General features: G+C 75.9%; 9 protein-coding genes and 1 pseudogene. 5 read left to right on the top strand and 5 right to left on the bottom strand.

The window, feature by feature from the left end; genetic code table 11:
- From HLB09_RS08815 to HLB09_RS08825, 3 genes are all read left to right on the top strand, one after another.
- Positions 1-706 (top strand): DnaJ C-terminal domain-containing protein (locus HLB09_RS08815; RefSeq protein ID WP_171203021.1); only part of this gene is annotated, 706 nt, incomplete at its 5' end.
- Positions 707-725: 19 nt separating this feature from the next.
- A complete protein-coding gene (locus HLB09_RS19320; RefSeq protein WP_171203022.1) occupies positions 726-1,178 on the top strand; it encodes a heat shock protein transcriptional repressor HspR in 453 nt (150 codons plus the stop codon).
- A gap of 128 nt (positions 1,179-1,306) precedes the next feature.
- The gene (locus tag HLB09_RS08825; protein ID WP_171203023.1) at positions 1,307-2,278 is read left to right on the top strand and encodes a DUF808 domain-containing protein; all 972 of its coding nucleotides are present in this window, start codon (positions 1,307-1,309) and stop codon (positions 2,276-2,278) included.
- Between the two features lie 31 nt (positions 2,279-2,309).
- Here the strand turns inward: HLB09_RS08825 and HLB09_RS08830 are convergent, their stop codons facing one another.
- Genes HLB09_RS08830 through HLB09_RS08845 form a run of 4 tightly spaced genes read right to left on the bottom strand, consistent with a single transcriptional unit; the run spans position 2,310 to position 7,523 of the window.
- A complete protein-coding gene (locus HLB09_RS08830) occupies positions 2,310-3,227 on the bottom strand; it encodes a carbohydrate ABC transporter permease (protein WP_171203024.1) in 918 nt (305 codons plus the stop codon).
- 38 nt (positions 3,228-3,265) lie between these two features.
- The gene (locus HLB09_RS08835; protein ID WP_171203025.1) at positions 3,266-4,228 is read right to left on the bottom strand and encodes a carbohydrate ABC transporter permease; all 963 of its coding nucleotides are present in this window, start codon (positions 4,226-4,228) and stop codon (positions 3,266-3,268) included.
- The gene (locus HLB09_RS08840; RefSeq protein WP_171203026.1) at positions 4,225-5,532 is read right to left on the bottom strand and encodes an extracellular solute-binding protein; all 1,308 of its coding nucleotides are present in this window, start codon (positions 5,530-5,532) and stop codon (positions 4,225-4,227) included. Before HLB09_RS08840 ends, HLB09_RS08835 begins: the two co-directional genes overlap by 4 nt.
- A 56-nt stretch (positions 5,533-5,588) precedes the next feature.
- Positions 5,589-7,523: a glycoside hydrolase family 127 protein gene (locus tag HLB09_RS08845; RefSeq protein ID WP_171203020.1), complete on the bottom strand. Its 1,935-nt coding sequence runs from the start codon at positions 7,521-7,523 to the stop codon at positions 5,589-5,591.
- Positions 7,524-7,695: 172 nt separating this feature from the next.
- On the opposite strand from HLB09_RS08845, the gene HLB09_RS08850 reads away from it, so the two are divergent.
- On the top strand, positions 7,696-8,715 hold the full coding sequence (locus HLB09_RS08850; protein ID WP_322790095.1) for a LacI family DNA-binding transcriptional regulator: 1,020 nt from the start codon (positions 7,696-7,698) through the stop codon (positions 8,713-8,715).
- Positions 8,716-8,750: 35 nt separating this feature from the next.
- Here HLB09_RS08850 and HLB09_RS08855 read toward each other — a convergent pair whose 3' ends face one another.
- Positions 8,751-9,656 carry an aldose 1-epimerase family protein gene (locus HLB09_RS08855; RefSeq protein WP_171203028.1) on the bottom strand — a complete coding sequence of 302 codons (906 nt, stop codon included), beginning with the start codon at positions 9,654-9,656 and terminating at the stop codon, positions 8,751-8,753.
- 134 nt (positions 9,657-9,790) lie between these two features.
- Here HLB09_RS08855 and HLB09_RS08860 point away from each other — a divergent pair.
- A pseudogene (locus tag HLB09_RS08860) lies at positions 9,791-9,975 on the top strand (amino acid permease); the annotation flags it as partial.

Raw genomic sequence — 9,975 nt, forward strand, 5'->3', positions numbered from 1 at the left:
CGGCGGCGGGGCCGGTGCTCGCGGTGCCGGTGGCGCGGGCGGCACGCCGCCGGGCTTCGAGGACCTGCTCGACGGCATCTTCGGCCAGGGCGGCCCGGGCGCCGGCTTCGGCGGCGGGCCCTCGCGCCCGCGCCAGGGCGCCGACGTCCAGGCGTCCACGACGCTCGACTTCACGACGGCGGCCGAGGGGTCGACGACGACCCTGCGCGCCGGCGACGGCACCACGGTCACCGCGCGCATCCCCGCCGGCGTCCGCGACGGCCAGAAGATCCGCCTGCGCGGCAAGGGCGCCTCCGGGGGCCCCGGCGTCCCGCCCGGCGACCTCGTCATCACCGTCGCGGTGCGCCCGCACCCCGTCTTCACCCGCGAGGGCGACGACCTGCGCGTCACCCTCCCCGTGACCTTCGCGGAGGCCGCGCTCGGCGCCGACGTCGAGGCGCCCACGCTCGACGGCGGCACCGTGCGGCTGCGCGTGCCCCCGGGGACGCCGTCGGGCCGCGTGCTGCGGGCCCGCGGGCGCGGCGTGACGACGGCGAAGCGCACCGGCGACCTCCTCGTGACCCTCCAGGTCGTCGTCCCCCAGCGGCTCTCGGACGAGGCGCGCGCGGCGGTCGAGGCCTTCGCCGCCGCCACGAGCGGCGACGACGCCCGCGGCGACCTCCTGCGGGCCGCGCGCGGCGCGAGCAGCAGCGGGGCGCGCTCGTGACGCGGGGAGCGGAGCCCCGATGACCACCTCGGCGTCCGACCCGAGGGGTGCCGGCACGCCCGAGGTCGACGTCGACGCGGCGGTCCTCCCGATCTCCGTGGCGGCCGAGCTGGCGGGCATGCACCCGCAGACGCTCCGCCAGTACGACCGGCTCGGCCTCGTCGAGCCGCGCCGGTCGGCCGGCCGCGGGCGGCGCTACAGCCTGCGCGACGTCGCCACCCTCCGGGAGGTGCAGCGCCTGTCCCAGGAGGACGGCGTCAACCTCGCCGGCATCAAGCGCATCCTCGAGCTCGAGCGCAGGGTGCTCCGGCTGTCCGACGAGGTCGAGCGCCTGCGCGCCCTCGTCGGCGCCCAGCGCCGCGTCTTCACCGCCGACCCCTCGGGCGACGTCGTCGCCGGCCAGATGGGGCGGCGGGTGAGCCGCTCCCGGGCGGGGGCCGCGCTCGTCCTGTGGGACCCGCGCCGGCGCTGACCCCCGGTCGGGTGCTCCGGACCCGGCTCCGCCCGAGGTGAGGGCGCGAGGACCTCGGGCGCGGCAAGATGCCCACGGCGTCCGCGCGGGGCGGGCGCCCGTGCGTCGACGCTGAGAGGGGGCCGGTCGTGAGCGCTGGTCTCGTGGCCCTGCTGGACGACGTCGCGCTGCTCGCGCGCGCCGCGGCCGCCTCCCTCGACGACGTGGGCGCGGCGGCCGCGAGGGCGGGCGCCAAGACGGCCGGGGTCGTCGTCGACGACACGGCCGTGACGCCGCAGTACGTGCGGGGGCTGGCCGCCGAGCGCGAGGTGCCGATCATCCGCCGCATCGCGGTGGGCTCCCTGCGCAACAAGCTGCTCGTCATCCTGCCGGTCGTGCTGCTGCTCAGCTGGCTGCTGCCGGTGGCGCTCACGCCGCTGCTCATGGTCGGCGGCGCCTACCTCTGCTTCGAGGGCGCCGAGAAGGTGTGGGGCCGCCTGCGCGGCCACGGCCCGCACGCCGCCGCCGGCCCCGGTGGTGCTGCTGCCCTGCCCGACGAGGACGCGCTCGTGAAGGGCGCCGTCCGCACCGACCTCGTGCTGTCGGCCGAGATCATGGTCATCGCGCTGGACGAGGTGGTCAGCGAGCCGTTCCTCACGCGCGCCGTCGTCCTCGCGGTCGTCGGCCTCGCCGTGACCGTGGGCGTCTACGGCGTCGTCGCGCTCATCGTCAAGATGGACGACGCCGGGCTGCGCCTGGCCGAGGCACCTTCCGCGGCGGTGGCCCGCCTGGGCCGGTGGATGGTGGCGGCCCTGCCGAAGCTGCTCACGCTCCTCACCGTCGTCGGCACGGCGGCGATGCTGTGGGTCGGCGGCCACCTCCTCCTCGTCGGCGCCGACGAGCTCGGCCTCACCGCGCCGTACGAGGTCGTGCACCACGCCGAGGAGGCCGTGGCCGAGGCGCTGGGTGCGGCCGGCCCGGTCGCGGGCTGGTTCGTGGCCACCCTCGCCGCCGCGGTGCTGGGGCTCCTCGTCGGGCTCCTCGTCGTGGCGGCGGTGCACGCCGTCGAGGTCGTCCGCCACCGCCGCGGCGCGACGGACGGCGTCCCCTCGGCGCACTGAGCTGCGGCACGCCTCTCGCGCGGAGGAGGACTCAGCCCTTGACCGCCCCCGAGGCCAGTCCGGCGACGTAGAAGCGCTGCAGCGCCACGTACAGGACGACGCAGGGGACCATGGCGATGAGGGCGCCCGCGGCGAGGAGGCCGTAGTCGACCTGTCCGTAGGCGCCCTGCTGGAGGTTCAGCAGGGCCACCGGCAGCGTGTACAGCTCCTGCCGGGTGAGGAACGTCAGCGCCCCGAGGAACTCGGTCCAGGAGACGAGGAAGGCGTAGAGCGCCGTCGTCGCGATGCCGGGCGCGACGAGGGGCCGCAGCACCGAGAAGAAGGTGCGCGAGGTCCCGGCGCCGTCGACGAAGGCGGCGTCCTCGAGGTCGGCCGGCACCGTCGCGAAGCTGTTGCGCATGACGAAGACGCCGAACGGCAGGTTGACCGTCGTGTAGAAGAGCACCAGCCCGAGGAGGCTGTCCGTCAGGCGCATCGCGTTCAACTGCAGGAACAGCGGCGTGAGGATGGCCTGGAAGGGCACCATCATCGTCAGGAGGATGGCGCCGAACGCCGGGGTGGACAGGCGGAAGGTGAAGCGCCCGAAGCCGTAGCCCGCGGCGGTCGCGATGACGGCCGTCAGCGCGGCGGTGCTGAGCGACACGAGCAGGCTGTTGCCGACCGCGGGCAGCAGGCCCCGTCCCTCCAGGCCGGCGAAGTTGGCGGTGGTGAGGTCGAGGAAGGTCGACCAGGAGGGCGCGGCCGTGATGACCGCGTTGGGCTGGAACGCGCGCAGCATCGCCCACAGCAGCGGTGCGGCGAAGACCAGGAGGGTGAGGGCGCCCGCGAGGACGTAGAGGGTGGTCTTGGTGCGGCTCTCGGCGCGGCCGTCGGCGGCCGCTCGTCCGCCGCGCGCCTCCTCGGCCCGGCGGTCGCGGGTCGTCTCCCGCGGCGCGGTGCTCGTGCTCATGGTGGTCCTCTCCGGTGCGGTCCGCGGGGGCTGGTGGGTCAGTCGCGCTCGCGCAGCAGCCAGAACTGCGCGGCGGTGACGAGACCGACGACGAGCACGAGCGCGAGCGACAGCGCGGTCGCCGCGCCCACCTGGAGCTGCACGAAGGCGCGGTTGTAGATGGACAGGACCACCGGGGTCGTCGAGGTGCCCGGGCCGCCCTGCGTGAGGATGAAGAACTGCGTGAAGGCGAGGAAGGACCCGATCACCGAGATGATCAGGCTCATCGCGATGGGTCGGCGGATCATCGGGATGGTGATGCGGCGCTCGCGCTGCCACCACGTGGCGCCGTCCATCTCGGCGGACTCGTAGACCTCCCGGGGGACGCCCTGCATGCCGGAGACGAGCAGGATCATCGTCAGGCCGGAGACCCCCCAGACGACGAGCACGGAGATGAGCGCCGTCGCCAGCGTGGCGTCGACGAGCCACGCCGTCTGGCCGTCGGTGATGCCCAGCGCCTGCAGGAGCAGGTTGACCGCGCCGCTGCCCGGCTGCGCCTCGAGGACCAGCATGAAGCTGAGCGTGGAGAGGCCGATGACGTAGGGCAGGAAGAACAGGGTCCGCAGCGCCGTGGACCCGCGCCGGTTCGCCCGGACGACCACCGCCATGAGGTAGCCGACGACGAGGATCGGCCCCGTCACGACCGCCGTGTAGAGCAGCGTGTACCCGACCGCCCGCAGGAAGGCCGTGTCCTGGGCGATGGCCGTGAAGTTCGCCAGCCCGATCCAGTCCCAGTCGCCGATCAGCGGCCAGTTGGTGAAGGAGATGCCCACGGCCAGCACGAGCGGCAGCAGGACGAAGGTGGCGACCATCACCACGGCCGGGAGCACGAGCAGCACCCCCGTGCGCTCGCGGTGGGTCAGGCTCCCAAAGGACGCGGACGCCCGCGGGGCGCGGCCACCCGCGGCGGCGCCGGGCGTGGCGGCGGCTCCGGAGCCGGCCGCCTGGGCCGGGGCGCTCATCGCTGGGCCTGCTCGAGGATGCGGTCGAACTCGGCCTGCGCGGCCTCGACCGCCGGCTCGACCCCCCGGCCGAAGACGGCCTCGCGGAACATCGCCATGTACGGGCTGTCGGACTGGTTGAACAGCAGGTTGTACGACAGCGTCCGCGGGGCGTAGCCCTGCGTGATCTGCTCCAGCGGCAGCACGGCCAAGGGGTGCTCCTCCCGGTAGCGGTCGGTCGCGGCGTCGCCCCGGATCGGGATGAAGCCGAGGTCGGGGAGCCCCTCCTGCTGCTCGACGCCGAGCGCGAAGCGGACCAGCTCCCAGGCCGCCGAGGGGTTGCGGGCCCCGCGGGGCATGCAGAGGTTGTCGCCGCCGGCGAAGAAGGCGCTGCCCCCGCCGGGGCCGGGCAGCAGGCGCACGGTGGTGCGCTCGCGGTGGGCCTCGTCCCCCTCCAGCACCCCGGAGATGTAGTTGCACGGGAGCAGTCCGACCGAGCCGGCGCGGAAGTCGGCGCCCCAGGCGGCCCCCGTGTCGGAGAAGTTGCCGGGAGGCATCGACCCGGCCTCCCACATCGAGCGGAAGGCCTCGAGGGTGCCCCGCAGGCCCTCGTTCCCGACGAGGTCGCCGATCTGCGAGCCGACGTCCCCCTCGAGGATCCGTGCGCCCGTCGCCCACGTGTGGGGCTGCACGGTGAACCCGAGGATGCCGGGGTTGTTGCCCGCGGTGGACCACCCGTGGACGTCCGCGCCGAGGGCGCTGACGGCGGCGGCGGCCTCCACCGCGGCCTCCAGGCTGTCCAGGCCGGCGATGTCGACGCCCGCGCGGTCGAGCAGCTCGGCGTTGCCCCAGAGCATGGAGACGTCGGCGAGGAAGGGGACGCCGTAGACCCGGTCGTCCACCGTCGCGAGGCCGAGGTGCGCCGGGCTGAGCTGGTCGCGGAATTCGAGCTGCTCGACGAGCGGGGTCAGGTCGGTGAAGACGTCCCGGTAGATGAAGAGCATCGCGTTGATGTCGTCGATGTCCACCAGGTCGGGGACCTCGCGGCCGCGGATCGCGGTGGCGAGCTTCGTGACGTACTGCCCGTCCAGGACGGGGGTCAGCTCGACCCGGATGCGGTCCTGACTGGCGTGGAAGGCGTCGACGACGCCCGACATGCCCTCCACGGTCGCCCCGCGCGTCCACACCCGGACGACGCCGCTCGCCTCCTCCCCGAAGCCGGCGGCGGTGACGTCCGGCTCCGGCAGCTGCCCGGCGCACCCCGCCAGCGCCCCGGCCCCGCCCGCGCCCATCAGCGCCAGCAGCGCCCGTCTCGTGAGCTCCATCGCTCCTCCTGCGTCGGCGGCTGCGCCGCCGGTCGTCGTGCTCGAGGTCGTCCGGCCTAGGTCGTGGGCAGCCAGACCCGCATGGCGCCCGGGCCGCGGTTGGCCCAGGTGGGGTAGGGCACCGCCAGGACCTCGACGGCGTCCTCGGGCCCGGGCGCTCGGCGGCGACCGCGCACGCGCACGCGCACGGCGCCACCGAGGTCCTCGTCGGTGCCCGCGTCGGTCGGCAGCTCGTCCTCGCTGACGACGAGGTCGTCCACGAGGACGCCGTCCGGCAGGTCGCACTCCTCGACGGCGTAGACGAGGGGGCCGCGCTCGAGCGCCACGCAGCCGCGGGCGTCGTCGACCCGGGGATCGGGGCGGGTCCAGCGCGGCCGGACCGGCAGCTCGAGCTCGACGAGGTCGCCCTCGCGCACGTCGCGGGCCTCGGCGTAGGTGCCGGGCCCCACGTCCTCGGAGTGGCCGTCGCGGCGCAGCGAGGCGCCCTCCGCCCAGGCCGGCACGCGCAGGGCGAGGGTCGTCCCCGACGGTGCCTCCTCGACCCGCACCCGGACGGTCCCGGCCCACGGGTACCGCGTCTCGACGTCGAGCCGCACCCGGCCGCCCGGGAGGTCGACCTCGACCCGGCCGGGCGCGTACTGGTGCAGCTGCACCCCGCGGGCGTCCGTCGTCGCGAGGTAGCCGTCGAGGCTGGACAGCGTGCGCATGACGTTGGGCGGGCAGCAGGCGCAGCCGAACCAGGTCTGGCGGCCGCCGGCGGGGCTGCGCTCGTGGTCGGCGTGCGCGCCGCTGCGCACGTGCAGGGAGTTGACGTAGAAGTACTGCTCCCCGGAGAGCGAGACGCCCGCGGCGAAGCCGTTGAAGAGCATGCGCTCGAGGGCGTCCGCGTACACGGCGTCACCTGTGGCCAGGAGCATCCGCCAGGCCCACTGGACGCCGCCGATGGCCGCGCACGTCTCGGCGTACGCCCGGTCCGAGGGCAGCTCGTGGGGGTCGCCGAAGGCCTCTCCGTCCCAGCGCGAGCCGAGCCCGCCGGTGACGTACGTCTTGGTGGCCAGCATGTGCGCGAACTGGGTCCGCAGGGCCTCCAGCAGCTCGCCGTCCCCCGTCTCGACCGCGACGTCGGCGGCCCCGGCGGCCAGGTAGACGGCCCGGACGGCGTGGCCCTCGACCGTCGTGGCCTCGCGGACGGGCACCCGGTCGGAGAAGTACGTCGGCCCGTGGCCGTGCGCGGCCACGAGCCCGCGGCCGCGCGCCTCGACGAACCAGCGGGCGAGCTCGAGGTAGCGCCCGTCACCGGTCTCGCGCGCCAGCTCCACGAGCGCCATCTCGACGACCGGGTGGCCGTCGACGTCCCGCACCTGCCCCGCGCCGTCGCCGAAGGTCTCCACGAGGTGGTCGGCCAGGCGCACCGCCACGTCGAGGAGCTGCCGCTCACCGGTCGCCCGGGTGACCGCGACCGCCGCCTGGAAGAGGTGGCCGGCGCAGTAGTGCTCGTGGCTCCACGGGAGGTGGCTGTAGCGCTCGCGCGACCCGGTCGGGTCGCCCGGCCCGGGCTCCACGGCGCTGCCGCGCTCGGCGACGACGGAGTCCAGGTAGCCGTCCTCCTCCTGCGCGGCGGCCACGAGGGCGCTGACCTCGCGGATGTCGGCGAGCAGCTGCTCCGACGGGGAGCGCCCGTGCTCCCACGCCGCTGCCTCGAGCCACTTGTAGACGTCGGAGTCGGCGAAGACCGGCCCTCGCACCTCGCCCCCCGCGGTGCCGGCGGCGATGCGCAGGTTGTCGAGGTTCCCCCACTCCTCGAGGTGCCGACGGCCCTCGGGGATGGCGCGCTCGCCGTTGGCGGCCTGCCGGTCGGCCCACCACCCGGCGCTGATGCGCGCCGCGCCGGGCGGCACGGGCGACAGGCGCGTGGTCGCGGGGGTGGGGCGGACCGGGCCGGCGGTGGTCGCGCGCTCGAGGGCGGTCGGCTGCTGGGTCGTGCTGGCCACGAGGGCTCCGCTCGTCGTCGAGGAGGGGCGTTGGGAAACGCCGGAACACGTTTTCTCGACCGTAGCGGGTGACGTGGGCCGTGGGCAAGGCCCGATTCGTCTAGGCTGCTCCTCCCGCCGTCCCGCCGGGCGGCACGTCCGGCACGCCGCGTGCCGCAGGAGGAGGTGCCGCGTGGTCGTCACGGGACGCGGGGCGGGCAGGGCCCGCCCCGTCCGCATCGTCGACGTCGCGGCTCTGGCGGGCGTGGCCCCCGGGACGGCGTCGAAGGCGCTGAGCGGGAGCGGCCAGCTCCGCGACGAGACGCGCGAGCGGGTGCGACGCGCCGCCGAGCAGCTCGGCTTCACGCCCGACGGCGTCGGACGTGCCCTGTCCTCGGGGCGCAGCTTCACCGTCGGGCTCCTGACGACGGACAGCATCGGGCGCTTCACCCTGCCGGTCGTGCTGGGCGTCGAGGACGCCCTCGGCGCCGGTGACGTCGCCGTGCTCCTGTGCGACACGCGGGACGACCCCCTCCGGGAGCGCCACCACCTCCGCTCCCTCGCCGCGCGCCGCGTCGACGGGGTCGTCGTCACGGGACGGCGCACCGACCCGCGCGAGCCCGTGCGCACCGACGTGCCCGTCGTCTACGCCTTCCAGCCCTCGCGCCGGCCCGAGGACACGTCCGTCGTCGTGGACGAGCGCGGCGGCGCGGTCGCCGCGCTGGCGCACCTGCACGCCCTGGGGCGCCGGCGGGTCGCGCACATCACCGGCTCCGAGCGCCACGCCGCCGCCCGCTCCCGCGCCGAGGCCGTCACCGCCGCCGCGGAGGGAGCAGGGGTCCCGCTGGTCGCCGGTCCGCTCCACGGCTCCTGGAGCGAGGAGTGGGGGCGCCGCGCCCTCGACCTCCTCCTGCGCCAGGTCCCCGACGTCGACGCCGTCAGCTGCGGCAGCGACCAGATCGCCCGCGGGGTGTGCGACCGGCTGCGCGAGCTCGGGCGCTCCGTGCCCGACGACGTGGCCGTCACCGGCTTCGACGACTGGGACGTCATGGCGCTCGCCAGTCGTCCACCGCTGACGACCGTGGGGCTCGAGATGCACGAGGTCGGCCGCACCGCGGCGCGCCTGCTCCTCGACGCGGTCGCCGGCCGGCCCCGGCCCGGGACGGTCGTGCTGCCGACCCACCTCGTCGTGAGGGGCTCGACCGTCGGCTGAGCGGCGCTCGGCCGGGATCGGTGGGCGCCGGACCGTCAGGCCGGCGGCTCGACCGTCACCGTGCAGGCCGCCTCGCGCACCTCGCCGGGCGCGACGCGCTGGCTGTACGGCTTGTCGCGCAGCTCGCCCTGCCACCCCTCGGGCGAGGCCAGGCCCGCCCACGGCTCGAGGCAGACGAAGTCGGCGCCCGAGGGCTTGGACCAGACGCCGAGCTGGGGGAAGCCCTCGACGTCGAGGCGCACCGTCGGGGTGCCGGGCGCGCCGTAGCGGACGGTGCGGCTGCGGACCCGGTCCATGACGACGGCGTCGTCCGCGAAGAGGCCCTCCTGCAGCGGCAGGACGTCGCCCTGCACCGGGGTCGGCACCGGCTCGGTGAGCAGGCCGCCACGGACCCCGCGGACGTCGTCGGGCTCGGGCTCGGCGAAGCGCACCACGTGGTCGGTCTTGGCGACGCCGTCGACGAGCGGCCAGCGGAAGGCCGGGTGCCAGCCGAGGGAGTAGGGCAGCGGCTGCCCGCCGTGCGTGCTCACCGTCCACCGGACGGAGACGGCCGCGTCCGCGACGTCGTAGGCGACGACGAGGGAGAAGGGGAAGGGGTAGTGCTCGCGCGTCGCCTCGTCGTCGACGAGCCGCAGGACGGCCCGCGACGGCGACGCCTCGAGCAGCTCGAAGTCCGAGTCCCGGGCGAAGCCGTGCTGGCCCATCGGGTAGCGCCGGCCGTCGACGACGACCTCGTCGTCCGCGACCCGCCCGACGACGGGGAAGAGCACGGGCGCGTGGCGCCGCCACGCCGGGCCGGCCTGCCACAGCAGCTCGAGGGGGTCGTCACCCCCCGAGCCGCCGGCCCCGGCCGGGGGCGTCCACCGCAGCGACTGCAGCTCGGCCCCGTGGCGGGCGACGACGACGGACAGCCGGTCACTGGCGATGCGCACCTCGTCCATGCCGCCATCCTCGCGCGCCACCCGCCGTCCACCGCGCCGTCACCGCCCGTCCCCCCGGACTTCGTAGCCTTCCTCCGCCGTGGGGGAGCCGGACGGCGGAGGAGGGCTACGAAGTCCGAGGACGAGGGGGCGGAGTGGCGGGAGGGACCGCGAGCGCAGGCGGCGCGGACGGCACGGGCGCGGACGGCGCAGGTGGCGCGCCGCGCCTGCGGCGGCAGCTGGGGACCGGCGACGCCGTCGTCGTGGGCGTCTCGTCGATGCTCGGCGCCGGGGTCTTCGCCGCGCTGGCGCCCGCCGCGGCGGCCGCGGGCGCCGAGGG

The organism is Pseudokineococcus marinus, assembly GCF_013004605.1.
Lineage (GTDB): Bacteria > Actinomycetota > Actinomycetes > Actinomycetales > Quadrisphaeraceae > Pseudokineococcus > Pseudokineococcus marinus.

Bases quoted from the DNA above. Each gene is read 5' to 3' on its own strand.
- HLB09_RS19320 (WP_171203022.1), top strand. From the start codon at position 726: ATGACCACCTCGGCGTCCGACCCGAGGGGTGCCGGCACGCCCGAGGTC.
- HLB09_RS08830 (WP_171203024.1), bottom strand. From the start codon at position 3,227: ATGAGCACGAGCACCGCGCCGCGGGAGACGACCCGCGACCGCCGGGCC.
- HLB09_RS08835 (WP_171203025.1), bottom strand. From the start codon at position 4,228: ATGAGCGCCCCGGCCCAGGCGGCCGGCTCCGGAGCCGCCGCCACGCCC.
- HLB09_RS08840 (WP_171203026.1), bottom strand. From the start codon at position 5,532: ATGGAGCTCACGAGACGGGCGCTGCTGGCGCTGATGGGCGCGGGCGGG.
- HLB09_RS08855 (WP_171203028.1), bottom strand. From the start codon at position 9,656: ATGGACGAGGTGCGCATCGCCAGTGACCGGCTGTCCGTCGTCGTCGCC.